This window comes from Alcanivorax sp. DSM 26293 (assembly GCF_900107995.1).
GTDB lineage: Bacteria > Pseudomonadota > Gammaproteobacteria > Pseudomonadales > Alcanivoracaceae > Alcanivorax.
On the sequence record NZ_FNUM01000010.1, the window covers coordinates 51,362 to 69,346 of the forward strand.

18 protein-coding genes are annotated in these 17,985 nt (G+C 60.1%); 7 read left to right on the forward strand and 11 right to left on the reverse strand.

What is annotated here, in order from left to right; translation table 11 throughout:
* Positions 1–15: 15 nt before the first annotated feature.
* The 5 genes from C4S63_RS15430 to C4S63_RS15450 all read right to left on the reverse strand — a co-directional run bounded on the left by C4S63_RS15430 (position 16) and on the right by C4S63_RS15450 (position 3,305).
* Positions 16–945, reverse strand: a complete 930-nt coding sequence (locus C4S63_RS15430) for a MoxR family ATPase (protein ID WP_062817630.1) — start codon at positions 943–945, stop codon at positions 16–18.
* A gap of 103 nt (positions 946–1,048) precedes the next feature.
* Positions 1,049–1,384 carry a putative quinol monooxygenase gene (locus C4S63_RS15435; protein ID WP_231866036.1) on the reverse strand — a complete coding sequence of 112 codons (336 nt, stop codon included), beginning with the start codon at positions 1,382–1,384 and terminating at the stop codon, positions 1,049–1,051.
* Between the two features lie 85 nt (positions 1,385–1,469).
* Positions 1,470–2,153, reverse strand: a complete 684-nt coding sequence (locus C4S63_RS15440) for a nitroreductase (RefSeq protein WP_062817632.1) — start codon at positions 2,151–2,153, stop codon at positions 1,470–1,472.
* 66 nt (positions 2,154–2,219) lie between these two features.
* A complete protein-coding gene (locus C4S63_RS15445) occupies positions 2,220–2,543 on the reverse strand; it encodes a hypothetical protein (protein ID WP_062817633.1) in 324 nt (107 codons plus the stop codon).
* A 129-nt stretch (positions 2,544–2,672) separates the two neighbouring features.
* Positions 2,673–3,305: a TetR family transcriptional regulator gene (locus C4S63_RS15450; RefSeq protein WP_062817634.1), complete on the reverse strand. Its 633-nt coding sequence runs from the start codon at positions 3,303–3,305 to the stop codon at positions 2,673–2,675.
* 235 nt (positions 3,306–3,540) lie between these two features.
* Between C4S63_RS15450 and C4S63_RS15455 the strand changes: the two genes are divergently transcribed.
* The 5 genes from C4S63_RS15455 (at position 3,541) to C4S63_RS15470 (ending at position 9,207) form a co-directional block, all read left to right on the forward strand.
* On the forward strand, positions 3,541–5,547 hold the full coding sequence (locus tag C4S63_RS15455) for an SDR family oxidoreductase (protein WP_062817635.1): 2,007 nt from the start codon (positions 3,541–3,543) through the stop codon (positions 5,545–5,547).
* Between the two features lie 317 nt (positions 5,548–5,864).
* Positions 5,865–7,748 carry a GMC family oxidoreductase gene (locus C4S63_RS15460; RefSeq protein WP_235000045.1) on the forward strand — a complete coding sequence of 628 codons (1,884 nt, stop codon included), beginning with the start codon at positions 5,865–5,867 and terminating at the stop codon, positions 7,746–7,748.
* On the forward strand, positions 7,745–8,206 hold the full coding sequence (locus tag C4S63_RS15465) for a hypothetical protein (RefSeq protein WP_103918135.1): 462 nt from the start codon (positions 7,745–7,747) through the stop codon (positions 8,204–8,206). Before C4S63_RS15460 ends, C4S63_RS15465 begins: the two co-directional genes overlap by 4 nt.
* Positions 8,207–8,229: 23 nt before the next feature.
* Complete coding sequence (locus C4S63_RS17545) at positions 8,230–8,394, forward strand: hypothetical protein (protein WP_235000046.1); 165 nt, start codon at positions 8,230–8,232, stop codon at positions 8,392–8,394.
* A gap of 78 nt (positions 8,395–8,472) precedes the next feature.
* Positions 8,473–9,207 (forward strand): tocopherol cyclase family protein, encoded by a 735-nt coding sequence (locus C4S63_RS15470; RefSeq protein WP_235000047.1) that lies wholly within the window; start codon positions 8,473–8,475, stop codon positions 9,205–9,207.
* A gap of 165 nt (positions 9,208–9,372) precedes the next feature.
* Here the strand turns inward: C4S63_RS15470 and C4S63_RS15475 are convergent, their stop codons facing one another.
* Both C4S63_RS15475 and C4S63_RS15480 read right to left on the reverse strand, forming a co-directional pair.
* On the reverse strand, positions 9,373–9,867 hold the full coding sequence (locus C4S63_RS15475; protein ID WP_103918136.1) for a nucleoside triphosphate pyrophosphohydrolase family protein: 495 nt from the start codon (positions 9,865–9,867) through the stop codon (positions 9,373–9,375).
* Positions 9,854–10,819 carry an alpha/beta fold hydrolase gene (locus C4S63_RS15480; protein ID WP_062817640.1) on the reverse strand — a complete coding sequence of 322 codons (966 nt, stop codon included), beginning with the start codon at positions 10,817–10,819 and terminating at the stop codon, positions 9,854–9,856. The genes C4S63_RS15475 and C4S63_RS15480 overlap by 14 nt, the downstream gene beginning before the upstream one ends.
* A gap of 272 nt (positions 10,820–11,091) precedes the next feature.
* Here C4S63_RS15480 and C4S63_RS15485 point away from each other — a divergent pair, with 272 nt between their 5' ends.
* Positions 11,092–12,579: an adenylate/guanylate cyclase domain-containing protein gene (locus C4S63_RS15485; RefSeq protein WP_063509879.1), complete on the forward strand. Its 1,488-nt coding sequence runs from the start codon at positions 11,092–11,094 to the stop codon at positions 12,577–12,579.
* Positions 12,572–13,582, forward strand: a complete 1,011-nt coding sequence (locus tag C4S63_RS15490) for a hypothetical protein (RefSeq protein ID WP_235000048.1) — start codon at positions 12,572–12,574, stop codon at positions 13,580–13,582. The genes C4S63_RS15485 and C4S63_RS15490 overlap by 8 nt, the downstream gene beginning before the upstream one ends.
* A 104-nt stretch (positions 13,583–13,686) precedes the next feature.
* On the opposite strand, the gene gspD is transcribed toward C4S63_RS15490, so the two are convergent.
* The 4 genes from gspD to ssb all read right to left on the reverse strand — a co-directional run bounded on the left by gspD (position 13,687) and on the right by ssb (position 17,982).
* Complete coding sequence (gene gspD / locus C4S63_RS15495) at positions 13,687–15,741, reverse strand: type II secretion system secretin GspD (protein ID WP_235000049.1); 2,055 nt, start codon at positions 15,739–15,741, stop codon at positions 13,687–13,689.
* 11 nt (positions 15,742–15,752) lie between these two features.
* On the reverse strand, positions 15,753–16,622 hold the full coding sequence (locus tag C4S63_RS15500; RefSeq protein WP_103918137.1) for a type II secretion system protein N: 870 nt from the start codon (positions 16,620–16,622) through the stop codon (positions 15,753–15,755).
* Between the two features lie 101 nt (positions 16,623–16,723).
* The gene (gene gspN / locus C4S63_RS15505) at positions 16,724–17,458 is read right to left on the reverse strand and encodes a type II secretion system protein N (protein ID WP_062817642.1); all 735 of its coding nucleotides are present in this window, start codon (positions 17,456–17,458) and stop codon (positions 16,724–16,726) included.
* 8 nt (positions 17,459–17,466) lie between these two features.
* Positions 17,467–17,982: a single-stranded DNA-binding protein gene (gene ssb, locus C4S63_RS15510; protein ID WP_062817643.1), complete on the reverse strand. Its 516-nt coding sequence runs from the start codon at positions 17,980–17,982 to the stop codon at positions 17,467–17,469.
* Between the last annotated feature and the right edge of the window lie 3 nt (positions 17,983–17,985).

Sequence of the window (17,985 nt, forward strand, 5' to 3'; positions counted from 1 at the left end):
ACGCTGGCAATCCCGTTAGCGCTTACCCAGCTTGCGTAGCCAGGCAGGCAATAACTCACGGGCCAACGACACATCCTGCTCGGTTTTCAGTACCAGGTTCAGCGTATCGGCAACCTGGGCATGTTCCAGACTATCCGCATGCAGTAATACCAGCGCACGGGCCCAGTCCAGAGTTTCAGAAATGGCCGGCAGTTTTTTCATATCCTGCTCGCGGAGATGCTGAATAAACGCCACCAGCTGCTCCCGCAACCGGACATCCAGATCCGGCACCCGGGTGGCGACAATCTGGGCTTCCAGCTCTGCCGTCGGGTAAGGGATATAGAGATGCAGACAGCGCCGCTTGAGGGCATCGGACAACTCCCTCTGGTCGTTACTGGTCAACAATACCAGGGGCTGGTGCCGGGCTTTCACCGTGCCCAGTTCGGGAATGGAAATCTGGAAATCGGACAGCAGCTCCAGCAGGAAGGCTTCGAACTCCTGGTCCGCCTTGTCGATTTCATCGATAAGAAGCACCGCCGGCTCGTCACTGCGCAGGGCATGCAACAGGGGACGCGGTTCCAGAAAAGTATCGCTGTAGAATGCTTCACCCAGGTCTCCCAGCCGTTCCATGCTGGCTTCCAGGCTGTCGGTGTCAGCCAGCATGCCGCCCAGCTTGTCACGCAACAACTGGGTATAGAGCAGCTGCTTGCCGTACTTCCATTCATACAGCGCCCGGCTTTCATCCAGCCCCTCATAGCACTGCAGGCGAATCAACGGGGCTTCCAGGAAAGCCGCCGCAGCCTTGGCCAGCTCAGTCTTGCCCACCCCCGGAGGTCCCTCCACCAGCACCGGCTTGTGCAACTGCGCGGCCAGGTAGATCGCCAGGGCAATCTGCTCACTACAGATATAGCCCTGCCCGGCAAAACTGCGGGTTATCTCTTCGACGGAATCAATACGGGTTTTCATGGAGGCTCCTGCAACAGACCTCAGAGGGTAGCGCAGGAAAGGCTGGCCGGGAATGACATCTGCAGCGAAGGGTTTGCTGACTTGGTACCTGAACGCGAAACTGTCAATGCAGGGTAATGTTGTCCGCCAGCACCAGCGGGGCAATCTCCGCCACCTCATCAACAACGGGTTCGCCGTCCAGGCTGCTCACATCGAATCGGGCAGAGGTCACTTCACCATCGATCATGTCGGGGATGGCATCCAGGAAGGCATCCACATGCTCGGAACCAAAGTGGATCTCCAACGCGTCCAGGTCGGTCCATTGCTGCCAAACCACGATGACCCGCGGCTCGTCTGCTTGCAGGTATACCTCATAGGCCAGACAGCCGCGTTCCCCCCGGGAGGATTTCGCCAAGGCCTGCACCAGCTCCAGTGCCTCGGGTTGCTGGTCTTGTTTCACGGGGAAAGAACCTTTGACGATGATCATTGGGGTCCACTGGGTCGGAAAACCGCTATGGTACCACAATTGCGCCTGTTCTGTCCGCTCAACCGCCACCACAGAAACGGACCGAGTCCCCCAGCGGCACCCGCCCGACCCGGGTGCGGTTGGCTGCCACATCGGCGTTTTCGTAACCGAAACTGATGCCCAGCACGATGGCGGTGCTGTCAGGAATCCCCAGCAGCTCGCGCACATCGTCCGGATAGTAGCGCATGCTGCCCTGGGCACAGGCCCCCACCCCGTGAGCGGTCATGGCCAGCAGCAGGGATTGCACATACATGCCCACATCCAGCGCCACGGTAACGCCAAAATCCCGCTCCATGCCGATAAAGGCCACGTGGGGCGCATCGAACAGCTCGAAGTTGCGCAGCTCTGCACGACGGCGGCCCTCCCGGTCTTCCCGGGCAATGCCCATGTTGCCGTAGAGGGCCATGGCGCAATCGACCTGGCGTTCGCGATAGACACCCTGGAAACGCGGCAGACTTTCATAGTCCGGCGCAAAGGGAACCCCCCGGCTGACCTTGTCCACCAGACGCTCACGCAAGGCATTGCGGGTCTCTCCACTGGCAACCCACACCTGCCAGGGCTGAATATTGCAGTTTGAGGGAGCATGCTGGGCCAGTGAGAAAATCGCCTCCAGCTCTGCTTGCGGTACCGGCTTGTCGAGAAAGCCGCGCACGGAGCGGCGCTCGGTCATAGCCTGATAAAGGGATAGGGAATCGGCGGTCATGGGTAACTCCTCTAAATTACCCACCAGTCTAACCAGCCAGAAAAAGAGGGACGATGACAGAAACGCTCAGGCCGCAGACGCCTCGCGCATGGCCTGACAAATCTGGTCGATCACCGGGGCAGCAAGCTCCATATGACCCTCACAATCAGCCACACCAAGGCCCTTTGCACAGGCCGGACAAAGCACATTGAACACCAATTCATCGCCTTTGATACGGGCCGGCAACACTGCCCAGTTTTCCCGGCGCGCCTGCTGGCCAATACGGTGGTAATACTCCAGATTGATTTCACCACCGGGCTCGAAATCGAAGGTGGCCGGGCAACGACTGCAATTGAGCCACATGTCGTACAGGGCCGCCGCGTCGTAGGGATCCGTGGGATCGAATGACATCGCCACCTCCTCTGGCAATTGAAGGAAACCAATGCGCTTTTGTAGTGCAATTTTTGTCAAAAACCCACGAATTGCGTCACATTTGTCCGGTTTGCCGCTCAAACCCAAGAGGACAACGGCCAAAACAGCCTACAGTCGCACCCCTTGAGCCATCATTCGTCCACCCAGCGCCATCATTTCCAGCTGCAGACAGGCATGGTCCGCCAACACTTTTCGCGCGGCGACCGTGTTGTCGAGCATGGAAATCCCCGCGCCAAACATGATGGCAATGGCCGCTTCCGCCTCCTGTTCTGCGGGCACCGGATCGCGCCCCTGGGCCGCCACTGCCTGGCGCACATCCTCGGCCAGCTCGTCCACCAGCAGCTGCAGCTCCCGCTGGATACGCATCCGGTAGCGGTCATGGCTGCCCAGACGCTGTTGCACCAGCAGACGGAAGTCATTTTCATAATCGTTCAGATAACGGACAAAGCGGCCCACCAGCTCTTTCACAGCCCGTGCCGGCCCGATTTCGATCATGCTGCGGCGCTCGTTTTCCATGGCGGAGCGCAGACGAAAGCAGCAGGAATCGATCAGCGCCAGCCCCAGCGCATCCATGTCCGGGAAATGGTTATACAGGGACGTGGCGGCCAGTCCGGATTCCCTGGCCACTTCCCGTAATCCCAGGCTATCCAGGCCGCGGCCACCGGCCATCAGGGTCCGTGCCGCTTCCAGAATGCGCTCCCGGGTTTGTCGCTTCTGCCGCTGTCGAGTTGTTTCAGCCATAACATTATCACTAACGAGTGTTAGTTAAATAATCCCATGAATAACGCTCATCGCGCAACTACACCCTGGTTACATAATAATCTTTGACAAACAAGTGTTCGCTGAAAGAGAATCCGCCTTACAGTTGTAAGGCAAGAAATTTGGCTCTTACCGATCTCACGGCGCATCATCAACTAGCGCTACAACACAGACTGCCCGCTCACAGCGGGCAGCAGGGAAGCAAAAGGGGAAAGCAATGAACTATTTCGTCACCGGTGCCACCGGCTTTATTGGTCGTTTTCTGGTTGGTCGTCTGCTCAAGCGAGAGGACAGCAGGGTATTTGCCCTGGTGCGCTCCGGCTCCGAATACAAGCTGGATGCCCTGCGTCGTCGCCTGGGCGTGGACGCCGACCGCCTGGTGGCCATCCAGGGCGATATCAACGAAAAACTGCTGGGCGTCAGCAAGCGGGATCAGGACGATCTGAACGGTCAGGTGGACCATTTCTTCCATCTGGCGGCCATCTATGACCTGACCGCCGACGAAAACACCCAGCGCTACACCAACATCGAGGGCACCCGCCAAACCCTGAAACTGGCAGAAAAACTGGAAGCAGGCTGCTTTCACCATGTCTCCTCCATTGCCGCTGCCGGTCTCTACAACGGGACCTTCACCGAAGACATGTTCGAGGAGGCCACTGGCCTGGACGACCCCTACCTGCTGACCAAGCATGAGTCTGAAGCCCTGGTTCGCCAGGAGAGCAAACTCCCCTGGCGCATCTACCGCCCCTCCATGGTGGTAGGCCATTCCGAAACCGGGGAAATGGACAAGATCGACGGCCCCTACTACATGTTCAAGCTGATCCAGAAGCTCAAGGACGTACTGCCCAACTGGATGCCACTGATCGGCGTGGAAGGCGGCCACTTCAATGTGGTGCCGGTGGACTTTGTGGCGGATGCCCTGGATCACATCGCCCACCAGCCGGACCATGATGGCCAGTGTTTTCACCTCACCGCGGACCGCAGCTACAACCTGGGCGAACTCATGGACATTATTGCCGGTGCCGCCCAGGCCCCGCGCTGGCCGGTAAAACTGGATAACAGTCTGTTTAACGCCGTCCCCGGCTTTGTGAAGAAAGGTGTCAGCGCCATGACGCCGAAGCTGATGGTCAATACGGTACTGGAGAATCTGGACATCCCGCCGTCAGCCCTGCAATTTCTCACCTTCCCCACCGAGTACGATAACCAGCGTGCCCGTGAAGCCCTGGCTGGCAGCAACATCGAGGTGCCGGATCTGGAAGGTTATATCCAGCAACTGTGGGACTTCTGGGAAAACCACCTGGACCCGGACCGCGGTGACCGCAAGGATGAACTGCAACCCCTGCCCACCCTGCCCGAACGGGTGGACGGCAAGGTCGTGATGGTAACCGGCGCCACCTCCGGCATCGGTAAGGCGACAGCATTGAAGCTGGCGCGGGCCGGAGCCACCGTGCTGGTGATCGCCCGTACCGCAGAAAAGCTGGAAGAGACCCTGCATGAAATCGATCAGCTGGGCGGCACCGCCCAGGCCTATAGCTGCGACGTGTCGGACCTGAACAGTGTGGATGATCTGATTCAGCAGGTGATTGCCGACCACGGCCATGTGGATGTGCTGGTCAACAACGCCGGTCGCTCCATTCGCCGTTCAGTGGTGCATTCCTTTGATCGCTTCCACGATTATGAGCGCACCATGCAGCTCAACTATTTCGGCGCGCTGCGGCTGATCATGCAATTGATGCCGGGGATGATCGAGCGTGGCGGCGGCCACGTGATCAATATTTCCAGCATCGGGGTGCTGACCAATGCGCCTCGCTTCTCCGCCTATGTGGCCTCGAAAGCCGCACTGGATGCATTCACGCGGTGTGCCTCCAGTGAGCTCGCTCACGAGGGCATTCGTTTTACCACCATCAACATGCCGCTGGTGCGTACCCCGATGATTGCGCCCACCAAGATCTATAATCATGTGCCAACCATTAGCCCGGCCCAGGCAGCGGACATGATCTGCGATGCCATCGTGCGCCAACCCAAACGCATTGCCACCAATCTGGGCGTCATGGGTCAGGTGATGCACTTCCTGACGCCCAAGGTTACCGAGACCATCATGAACACCGGTTACAAGCTGTTCTCGGATTCCTCCGCGGCCCTGGGCGACAAGGAAAGCTCGCCGAAGAAGATCCGCCGCGAACAGGCGGCTTTCTCCCGGTTGTTCAAGGGTATTCACTGGTAACAGGGGCAATTTCCCTGCCGCTGGCGGGCAGATTGCAGCACCAAAAGAAAGGCCCCGGAGACCGGGGCCAAAGAGTTTCCGGAGACAACCGGAAGCATACGCAGCGGGATCATATCCCGCTGCTATCCTCTCTCCTCTTGCCCTCCTCTGCCTTGATCGACATCAAGGTTTTTGTCCCTGGCCGCAACGGCTAGCTGTCAGTGAAGACAAGCGCCACGCTCCGTGCGCACTACACTGAAGCCATGGAACCTTTCACTCTTCGCCAAGACCCCACTGCCATCGCCCTCTGCCGTGCCTTGTTTCCGGCCGGAAAGCGCTTGCCGGCAGCAGATACCGATGCCCTGTTGAGCAGGATGGATGCGCAACTGGCCAACCAGACAGGCCTGCAACGCAGCCTGAAAGCCGGTTTGCTGTGGCTCGACAATCGTCACCGTCTGGTGCGTGGCCGCGCCTTTCATCGTGCCAGGCCGACACAGCAACAGCGTTTTCTCGACAAATTGGCCACCACTCCGGTGTCCGGCAAGCTGCTGCGCCTGCTGGCCCTGCCCTTCAAGGCCGCCTATGTGCTGGATGAGCAGGTGGAACAGGCCACCGGCTGCCGACAACCCGTGCAACTGCCCGCCCAGGTCGAGACCTTCCGCTGGCAACAGCAGATCACCGCCGCCCGGGATTGCGACGAGGATATGACCCTGGAAGCAGACGTGGTGATTCTGGGCAGCGGCGCCGGCGGCGCGGCAGCAGCCTATGAACTGGCCTGTCGTGGCCTGGCCGTGGTGATCATCGAGGAAGGCCAATATTACGATCGCAGCCACTTCACCGGCAAACTCACCGAGGTGATCCCCAAGCTCTATCGCAGCTGGGGAGCAACCGTGGCCACCGGCAACGCCATCATCCCGGTACCGGTGGGGTGCAATGTGGGCGGTACCACGACCATCAATTCCGGCACCTGCATGCGCACGCCGCCGTCGGTGCTGCAGCGCTGGCGAGAGCAGGGACTGGGGGCCTTCACCGAACAGGCCATGGCTCCCTGGTTCGAGGGCGTGGAGCGCATGCTCAGTGTGCAGCAAGCCACCACAGAGACCGTCGGCCCCATCGGCGACCTTATCGACCGGGGCGCCGCCGCCAACGGCTTCTTGCAGCGCCAGCCGCTGATGCGCAACGCCCAGGGCTGTGACGGCCAGGGGCTGTGTCAGTTTGGGTGTCCCACGGACGCCAAACAGTCCACCAATGTGAGCTACATTCCGCGCGCACTGGAACGGGGGGCCTTCTTGTTCAGCGGTTTCCGGGCCGAGCGACTGCAGCGACAAGGCAACCGCATTACCGGCGTCATCGCCCGCGGGCAAAATGCTGACGGTCGCCCGATCACCCTGAGCCTGACCTGCCAGCAAACCATTGTTGCCATGGGCAGCCTGTTCACCCCCCTGTTCCTGCGACAACAGGGAGTTCGCAATCCTCATCTGGGTCGCCACCTGACGCTGCATCCGGCGGGCGTGGTCAATGCCCTGTTCCCGGACCGGGATCTTGCCAACAGCCGCAGCATCCCCCAGGGCTACGGTGTCTCAGACTGGGAAGAGCAGGGACTGATGTTCGAGGGTGGCACCATTCCCCTGGCCGGCCACAGTCTGCTCAATCCCCTGGTTGGCCAGGACTGGGTGCGCTTTACCGAAGACTATCCGCACACTGCCTATTTCGGCTTCATGATCCGCGACACCAGCGAGGGGCGGGTTCGTCGGGGCCCGCGCCGCGGGCTGCCGCTGATCCGCTACCACATGAACCGACAGGATTTTGCCCTGTTCAAACGCGGCATCCATGCCCTGGCCTGCTGGTATCTGGATGCCGGTGCCGAACAGGTGCTGATTCCCGGTCTGAATCGTATCGTTCGCATCCATAACCGCACCGAGCTGGAACGCTTTTTGCGCTCCCCGCTGAAACCCAAGGACTTCCTGATCAGCGCCTATCACCCCCTGGGCACGGCCCGCATTGCTGCTTCGCCCCGGGACGGGGTCTGTGACAGCCGTCATCGGGTGTTCGGCTACCCGGGCTTGTCTGTGATGGATGGCGCCAGCGTCCCCACCAGTTTGGGTGCCAACCCCCAGGTGACAATCATGGCCATGGCCAGCCGGGCCGCCAACATGATGGCCCGGGAACTGCTCAACGACACGGATTCCACCCATACACCACCACAAGGAGAATACGCATGACTCTGGGCCTGTTACTCAAGGAACGCATGAGCGGCTGGCTGCGACTGAACGATCCGGGCCACCAGCAACCCTTCGCCTTCCAGATCCGCGCCTTTACCACCCGTATCTTCAGCGTCAGCGCCCCCCGTTACTTTCGCGGCACCGTTACCCTGGACGGGCAGGACTTCCCCTGCGAAGGGGAACTGACCATTCATCTGAGCGGCCCCCATTACTGGCTCAATTTCAGCCACCCAACGCTGGGAATGCTGCGAGTGGAAGGCAAGAAACACTACGGTCGCAACGGCCTGCTCGCTTCCTTGATCACCTGCCCGATGACGGTCTACCGGAACCAGCAGGCCATTGGCCAGGCGGAAGTGGCCTATCGGGAAAGCATGCTGGCCTTTCCGTTCACCGCCTTGCGGCTGGTGGACGAACAACAGGCTTACCAGCAAGATCATGGCGTCAGCTCCTCCCGTTGATCAGCCACCGCAAGGAGTACCCGATGATTCCCTACTACGGCCTGCAGGCCCCTGCCGAGGGCGGCCATTACGAATCCTGGTTTGTGCGCGCCAATCACCCGCACAAGCCCCAGGCCATCTGGATTCGCTACACCCTGTTCCGCGCCCGGGATCAGCACCCGGCCCTGGGGGAAGTGTGGGCGGTATAGAGTGATGGCAGCCGCCAGCGGACCCATGCCTTCAAGGAGGAGTTTCCTCTGCAAGAGTGCCGGTTCAGCACCTCACAGATGCAGGTGGATGCCGGCAACAACCACCTGGCGCCAGGTGTTCTGCAGGGACAGCTGCAACAGGGCAGCGACCAATTGCGCTGGGATCTGCACTACGATGACGGAGACGCACCGCTGCTGTTTCTGCCGGAGCGCTTCTACCAACGCTCTCTTCCCAAGGCCAAGTCCCTGGTCAGCCGCCCCCATATCCGCCTCAGCGGCACTCTGAGCCTGAATGGGGAAACCCTTGTGCTGGACCAGTGGCCCGGCAGTGAAAACCATAACTGGGGCAGCCAGCACACTGACCGCTATGCCTGGGGTCAGGTGGCGGGTTTCGATAATGCCCCGGACGCCTTTCTGGAATGTGCCACTGCCCAGGTAAAGCTGGGCCCATTGTACAGTCCGCAATTGTCCATTGCCGCCCTGCGACTGGATGGAGAAACCCTGCTTTTCAACAGTCTGTCACGGGCGGTGCGGGCCAACGCGCACTACCGCCCTTTCCAGTGGAGCCTGCACACCCGGAACGGCAATGCCGAATTGGCCATCAGCATGACGACGATAGCGGACCGGGTGGCTGCGCTCACCTACTACAACCCTCCTGGCGGCAACAAGATTTGCCTGAACAGCAAACTGGCCAGCGTCAACGTGACCTTGACCCGCCGCGGACGCCCGGAACGGGTGCTGCACAGTGCCCATGGCGGGGCGTTTGAAATTTTGACCGACCGGTTGCCGGCGGGGATGACTCTGCAGATTTAGGACCGTGAGGACGACGCTGGCTTACAGGTACTTCATCAGGCGCGAGTGACGAAGTACGACTATCGAAAGGCAAACCCGTATTACTTTTCGCGACGCGTACCTCGTCACTCGCTGCCAGCCGGCAGGGTAGCACTGGCACTGCATCCGCCGACTCAACGTTGCGGTTCATCCCGCGTCGTTTTGCCCCTGCCGGGCCAAAACCGGCGCCAGCGCCGGCGGCGAATAGGCCGGCCCCTTGAGCACCTTGCCGCGCTCGTCTTTCACCGGTTTGCCATCCGCACCCAGCTTGCTCATATTGCTGCGATGCACTTCCTCGCAGGTGGCGTTCAGGTCGATGCCGAAGGTATGCCCGGCTCCATAGGTCACGTAATTGATATCGGTGAGCGCATCGGCCACTTCCACCAGGTCCACGCGGAAACCACTCAGCGACGCCAGTTGTTCTCTGGCAGCCGCCAGGGTAGCGAGGAACGCCTGCTGGTCTGAATCCGGTTGCTGGCAGGTCGCCTCGGCCAGCTCGTGAAACTCTTCCAGCAGTAGAGCCAGACGCAAACGGATGGTGGCGTCATCGGGCACCACCGGTTGCGACTCCACCGGCAGGGAAAAGGCGCGGTGAAACTCGCCCACCCGGTGGAAATTGCTGGTTTGTTCAGGCTTTGCCATCGACTTCCTCCAGAAAGGCAATCATCTCACGGTTCACTTCCGCCGCCTGCTCCATCTGGATCCAGTGTCCGCATTGATCCAGCATCACCGTACGCAGGTCCGGGATGTAATCGGGCATACGTTGCAGCGCCTTCTGACTGAAGACGATGACCGGGTCCTGCATACCGCCGATAAACAGAGTGGGCATGGTCAGCTGCCAGTTGTCATCATCCCGGCTCTCCTCCCAGGAAGCATCCATGGACCGGTACCAATTGATCGGTCCGGTAAAGCCGCTGTGCTGGAAGCGCTCCACGTAATAGGCCAGATCTTCCTCGCGCATCCAGCGTGGTTGTTGTTCCGGGGTGGGCATGGATTGCAGGAACCCCGTGTCGTCCGGACGTACCCGGAAATCGGCAATGCCGTCAGCGGACAGACCATGGAAAATCTTGCGCAGACTGGTGGCCACATCTGCCTCCAGCTCCTGTTCCGGCAATTGCGGCTTCTGGAAGTAGAGCATGTAGAAAAAACGATCCTCGAACAGCCGCCGCATGGACTCGGTGGGTGCCTCCGGGGCCGGTCCGCCATAGGGCACCGACATACCCACCACGGCACGAACCCTCTGCGGATAGCGACGTGCCACCTGCCAGGTCAACGCACAGCCCCAGTCGTGACCAATGAGGATCGCTGAGTCATGACCCAGCGCCTTGATCAGCGCAACCACGTCCTCGACCAGCACACTCTGACGATAGGCATCCACGTCCGCCGGCCCCCCGGTGTAACCGTAACCCCGCAGGTCCGGGGCCACCGCGTGGTAACCGGATTGGGCCAATACGGGCAATTGGTAGCGCCAGGAAGCCCAACATTCCGGAAAACCGTGCAGGCACAATACCAACGGGTTTCCCGGCTCTCCGGCCTCGGCCACGAAAAAATCCAGACCATTGGCGGCAAGCTGCCGCTCACGTATAAATGCCATACTCTCTCTTCCCGATTGCTATTCAGCCAGTCAGTATTGACAACTACTTACCCGACACGACGAAAGTGCTATTGTTAGCATATCCGTTTGATCATTGTTGTGATTCAGCATACGCACAAAAAGAACAAGAACTCAGCATCGTCACGGCGGTCTCAGCTCCAAGCTGCCACGCAACCGGTCAACCGGCGCCGGGTCGACCTGTGAATTTGACAGCATGATCCACCGCTGACAAGCGCGTGCAGTGACCGTTTTGACTCGACCAGGGATGCATCGTGACCGAGCCGCAAGGACAAGCCCGCCCCACGAAGCCCAGCCGCATTGGCCAATGGCTGGCACCCTATGTGCCGGAATACTTCCCTGTGGCCTGGAAACTGGGCCTGTCCATTTCCCTGCTGATTTTGTGTGGCATGGCCATTCTTGGTTCCCTGCTTCTCAATAACCAGCTCGACCGCATGCGCGAACAGGCGGACACCTTTGGTGAAGCCATTGCCTTGCAACTGGCCAATACGGCCCGTGAACCACTGCTGGCCGATGACAATTTTCTGCTCAAGGTTCAGCTCAATAACCTGACACGCAGTGACAGTGTGCGCGGCGCCGCCCTGTTCGACCGCAGTGGCAACCTGGTCGACAAGGCCGGCATCTTGCCGCTGGCAGCCAACCCGCTGCAGGAACGAATCAAGCACTGGGAACTGCAGGACGAGCCTGTCACCACCTACTACGCCACTGTGGATGTGAACGATTCGGTGGCCGGTTACACAGCCATCTCTCTGTCCGACCGGCCGATCATGGCTGCCAGGGAATCCGTACAAGACACCATGATCAACGCCACCCTGATCATGAGCGTGATCGCCATCATTGCTTCATTCCTGATTAGCCGTCGATTGGCTCGACCCATTCACGATCTGCTGGAGGCCACCAGCGCCATGCGCCGGGGAGACCTGAATTATCGGATTCAGGATCGTCGCAATGATGAGATCGGTGGTCTTATTGAGGCTTATAACACCATGGCCCACGGCATGCTGGAAAAGGACCAGGTGGAGCAGGTTCTGAAGCGTTTCGTGAGCCCGTCGGTCGCGCACAACATGATGGCTGACCTGGATCAGGTACAACTGGGTGGCCGCGATGTCCAGGCCACCGTGGTATTCGCTGACATTGTCGGCTTTACCCGGTTATCGGAGACCCTGGCTCCGGATGCCATCGCCGAAATGCTGAATGTGTACTTCGATGCCATCACCACCGCGACCACCTTTTACCGTGGCACCATCGACAAATACATGGGCGACTGCGCCATGATCGTGTTCGGAGTGCCGGAGAAAGATGATGAGCATCTGTTTCACGGGCTGTGTTGTGCGGTCATGATTCAGCGGATGGTGGAAAGGCTGAACGAATTCCGCCGCGCCCGCGGCCACACTACCGTGGAATTTCGCATCGGCATCAATTCCGGCGCCATGCTGGCCGGTAACCTGGGCTCCCGGGAGCGAATGCAGTACACCGTGGTCGGAGACACCGTCAATCTGGCCTCACGGCTGTCCAATATGGCCGGCGGTAACGAAATCATTGCCGCCGCGCCGCTCCTGACCAACCCCAATATCGCCTCTCGGGTGCGAGCCACCGAGTACGGTGCCATGCGCATCCGCGGCAAGGCCGAACCGGTCAGCACCTTCCGCATCGATGGCGTTCACGCTTTGTCGGAGACCCTGATGGAGCAGCGTATCGCCCAATTCCTGGCAAAACTGAACACGGAGTCGCAACGTGCGTAAGGCCGGCCTGGTGATGGCAGCGCTGCTGGGCGGCTGCGCCAGCCTGGGCGACCCGCAGCAACAGGTCAGCGAGGCCCTGGCGGAGGATGATTACGCCCGTGCAGCCGCCATCATTGAACAGACCCATCCCGATCATGATCAATATGCTCTGCTGCAGGAACAGTATCCCGGCATCATTCTGGCCAGTAACCAGTACCGCCAGCGCCTGATCCTCGAGGCCGAGGCCATGAGCCGAAAACAACACTGGGAGCAGGCGCACAACCTGATTGCGGCGCATCGCGACAAGGTGGTAGACCCGTCAGCCCTGGGAGAACTGCTGGCCGCCCTGAGCAGCCTGGAGGAGCACCAGCTTAACCAACTGCTGGCCGAGCGTCGCCAGGCCCAGGCCAGCGCCCTCATGCAGAACGCTGACCTGACAGAGAAATTGAGCGGCTTCCATCTGCCCAAAGCAAAACAGGAACGCCAGCAACTGGCCGAGGAGCGGCGGTATGTGGTGGAGGATATGACCCGGCTTGGGGAATATTTCGCCCAGCGCCAGCAATGGCTCCTGGCCCGCGACCTGCTGAGTGCCGCTCACCGGCTGGCGCCGGAGCAGCCGCCGTCACCGCAACTGGCCAAGGCGCAACAGATTCTCAACGACGCCAGCAAACGAGCCCGCGCCAGACACAATCGCGCCCTGCTCACCGAGGCGGATCAGCTGATGGCACGTTACCAGCGAAACGGGCAGCTTGACGCGTTACTCGCCGCTCGCCGCTTCCTCAATCAGCATCAGAACAATCCGGCACTGAGCGATCATCAAAAACGGCTTGAACAGTGGGCCCGGCGTCGCTTTAGCGAAGAGATGAATACCGGCGAAGCCCTGTATGCCCGCGGTCAGTATCGCGAGGCCTACAGAATCTGGACGCAGGTGGCCCCGCTATACCCGGATAACGAGGAACTGATCAAAAAACTGGAACGCAGTCGCCGGGTGCTGACCAACCTTCGCAACCTGCAAGACGACTAGCGAAGCAGGCCAGCGAACCGGGAGGCAATCACTCCCCCGGCAAGCCCATAAAAAAACGCGCCGTTATGGCGCGTTTTTTTGGCGGGTCTTTTACCGCAAGAGCATTACTGCGACTCGGATTCCTCGACCTCAGCCTCCTTGGCAGGGGCGTTTTGCTGGGCGTCATAGGCCTCGCGGAATTCCGGAGACACATTCTTGCGCCCTTCAAACACCTGCTCAAGACTCACCGGCAGGGGATCTCGCACCACTTGCTCCAGCTCTCCCTGATTGTTCAGCTCAAACTGCAGGGCAGTAATGCCCATGTACTTCTGGCGGGTCATGCTCAACAAACGCTCGTTATCCGGCAGGATAGTGGGTCGCAGGAAGACCATCAGATTGCTTTTTTCCCGCGAATTACTGGTAGAGCGAAACAGGATACCCAACAGCGGGATATCGCCCAGGATCGGCACCTTGCGTACCGTCTTGGTGATGTTGTCGCGAATCAGTCCGCCCAGAGCAATGGTTTCGCCGTCATCCGCCAGCACCGTACTTTCCAGCTTGCGAGTGGTCGTCACGATATCGGCCGCTTCGCCTACAGAGTCTTTGACCTGGGAATTTTCCTGCTCCAGCTCCAGACGAATGGTGGACAACCCGGCCACATGGGGGGTCACCTTCAGACTCAGCCCCACATCTTCCCGCTGGATGGTCTGAAAGGGGTTGGAGACACCGGAACCGGTGCTGGTGCTGGTGCCGGTGATAAAGGGAACATTCTCCCCCACCACAATAGAGGCTTCCTGATTATCCAGGGTCAGAATACTGGGTGTGGAAAGCAGGTTCACGTCGGTGGACGTGGACAGTGCCTGGATAAGCGCCCCCCACTTCAAATCCCCGTTGGAGTCCTGCTCCCCGAAGCCCATGGTAATCCCATCACCCAGGGCAAGGCCCGAGGGATCATCGGTCGCCAGGGCCTGAACAATGGAATTAATGGTCAGCCCGGCGTTGCCGAAGTTGATGGCACCCACGCCGCTTTCGTCACTACCGCCCACATACTGAAAACCCAGCGCCTTGCCGGTATCCCCGGACACTTCCACGATTGCCGCTTCGATAAGGATCTGTGCACGGCGCACATCCAGCTGACTGATCACCGACATGATTTCCTTCATCATCGCCGGCTCGGCGCGGATCACCAGGGCATTGAGCGACTTGTCCGCCTGAATGGAAACCTTGTCGCCGGTCATCGCGGCGGCAGCGGTCTTGCCATCCGCGCCCGGCTTGGCAGCGGAGGCCCCTTCAGCAAAGTTCTTGAGCAGCTCGGCCAGCGCCTCCGCATCGCCATGGCTCAGGCGGACCACCTGGACACCGCCGGTGGCACTGGCTGGGGTGTCCAGGTTACGAATCATTTGTGCCATGCGCTGGCGGGTAATGCGGTCTCCCTTGATGATCAGCCGATTGGTACGCTCATCCGCCACCACCGTAACGCCGCCATCCTTGGTCTTGCCACGCCGACCGCCGGTCTGCGGCGTGAGACTTTCCAGCATTTTTACCATGTCCCCGGCAAAGGCATGCTCCAGCTTGATGACCTGGACATCCTCGGACTCGGCATTGTCCAGGCTGGCGATGATCGCTTCCATGCGGCGGATATTATCGATGTGGTCGCTGATGATCAGCGCATTGGCCGATCCCACCGCCGCCAGATGGCCGTACTGGGGCACCAGCGGGCGCAAGACCGGTACCAGCTCTTCCACGGGGGAGTTTTCCACCGGAATCACCCGGGTCACCAGCGCCTCACCTCCCGACTCGTTCTCGCCCACCAGCGGCAGATTGCTTTGTTTTGCGGTGGTATTGGGAACGATCTTGATGATGTCGCCGGATGGCACTGCCGCATAGCCATGGACTTGCAGCACGGACAAAAACAACTCGTAGACTTCGGTGGCTGACAACGCCTTGGTAGATACCACCGTGACATCCCGGGCCCGAACGCGGGGATCGACGACAAAGTTCTTGCCGGTCATGTCGGCAATCTGGCTGATAAACGCCTGGATATCCGCATTACGGATATTCACTGTCCAGCTTTTGCCATCTTCACTGGCTGCAACCTGGGCCTGGACAGTCAACGCCGTTGCCGACAACAGCACCACAATCAGTGTTCGGAGTGCCGAGGCTTTGAAAAAGGACATCATAAAACCACTCACTATGGCGGATAATTCACGGTGAATTGCTGATCACCCCGCTGCACCACGATACTGGCCTGGCGGGTTTCCTGGAATGAGCGCAACGCAGCCATGTCACCTTCCTCAGTGCCCAGCGAATGGCCATTGACGGAAAGGATGACATCACTGCTTTGCAAGCCGACCTGACTGAGCAATTGTTTGGGGGCACGCTTGCCCAACTGATAGCCCTGATTATCTCCCTGAGCCACCGGCTGCAGCCCCAACTGACCGATGATGGCCTTGCGCTGCACCCTCAGGTCTTCGTCGCTGCCTTCACTGACGGCCTGCTCCTCTGGCGGCGGCGACGCCGGCTCAGCCCGTGTGGGCTCAACCTGACTAACACCGCCCAGCGAGCTGTCGGACCAACGCAGGGTTTCCAGGCGTCCGGCCCGACGCAGAATGACCCGGTCCGGATACACCTCTTCCAGGCTGGCATTACCGGGAATACTGTCACCGATCCGGTACAACTCACCTTCCTTGCCCTTTTCGGCAATGATGGCTGAGGCTTTTTCGGTATCAGCGGTCTGGAATACACCCAGCAGCTCCAGGCGCAGGCGGGTTTCCGGTGCGTCGGTGGGCTTGTCTGACGGGGGGGCTGCGTCCTGCTGGAAGCTGCCGAACAATTGCCAGCTGTCTACCTGGGACTGACTCAGGCTGACCGTCTTGCCGGAGGAGGCAACCTGCAAACGGGTCTTGCTATTGGAAGGAATCGGCTCGTTGGGTCCGTACCACAACAGCCAGAAGGTCTGCGCCAGCACAAAAGCCAATATGATCACCAGCAAAACGGCAACCAACCAGCGCACCGGCTTGCCCCACTGCTGATACTGACCCCACGCTGCCCACTGCGACATAACTGTCCGCTCTTCCTTTATCGTTATTGCCGGACTGAAGATACCGGATTTCAAGGCAAATTATTGCAATATAGTGTTACTGAAACGAGGTTTTCCGCTTCTCAACCCTGCCCGCGTTTGAGCGAGAACGGTTGCGACATCTGGAAAACCACGTCATCCGGGCTTCCGCCCTGGCTCACCCCCAACAACAAGGGCCAGGCGCGCATCACTTCCAGATGAAAGCGGCCCTCATTGATCCGCGCCTGCACCAGGCGTTCGCCCTCGGGGTCTGTCACCTGCAGCGAAGGCACCTGGTCTTCCATGCTCAAACGGCCCTGTAGCGGCGGCACGTCGGCAGCGCCATTGCGCCCCCAGGTCACGGTGCCACCACTGTAATCCAGGGTGCCTTGAACGTGTTGAATGGCATCATCCGCGACCTGCAGCGACATCAGGACCGCATCCACCCGGCCATCCGCGCCCCCCTGGGGTACATGGTCCGCCACCAACGCCACCGGCAGGGACAGGCGCGCCTGCTCCACCTGCCAATCGCCCCAGTCAGCGCCAACCCAGGCCGTCAGGCTCGCCGGCTCCCCCGCATCACTCCGCAAGGACAGTTGCGTACCCGGGACCAGGCCGTGCCAATCCAGGGTCCAGTCCAGCGAGCCCTGCAATTGTTTCCAGCGCCACTGCGCCTGTCCCTGCCACCAGCGTCCACGGGGCTCAGACAGTGTCAGCACCGCCCCTCCCACACGCATGGCCGGCACTCGCTCCACCACCACGGCGGCGGGCATCCCCAGGACCAGAAAGACCAACAAGCTGACAACAAAGACCAGTGCCAGGGTCAAATTACGAGGCATGGCAGTTCTCAGAACGGGATATCGTCGTCGAAATCATCTGCCGGGCCACTGAACCCGCCTTGATTCTGGTTTGCGGCCGGGTTTTGCTGGGGAGCGGCATTCCCGCCACCGCCGTAATTATCGTTCTGGTAGCCGCCCTGGTTGCCCTGGGGGGCATAGCCGCCGCCCTGGCCACCGCCACCGTCGCCACGGCCGTCCAGCATCTGCATCTCGTTGGCCACGATTTCGGTAGTGTAGCGATCCTGGCCATCCTGGCCTTGCCATTTGCGGGTACGAATGGAGCCTTCGATATAGACCTTGGAGCCCTTCTTCAGGTACTCACCGGCAATCTCGCCCAGCTTGTTGAAAAACACCACCCGGTGCCATTCAGTGCGCTCTTGCATCTGGCCGCTTTGCTTGTCTTTCCAGGTTTCGCTGGTGGCCAAGCGAACATTGGTGACCGCGCCACCGCTGGGCATGAAACGGGTTTCCGGGTCTGCCCCCAGGTTACCAATCAGAATTACCTTGTTAACGCCGCGCGCCATGTT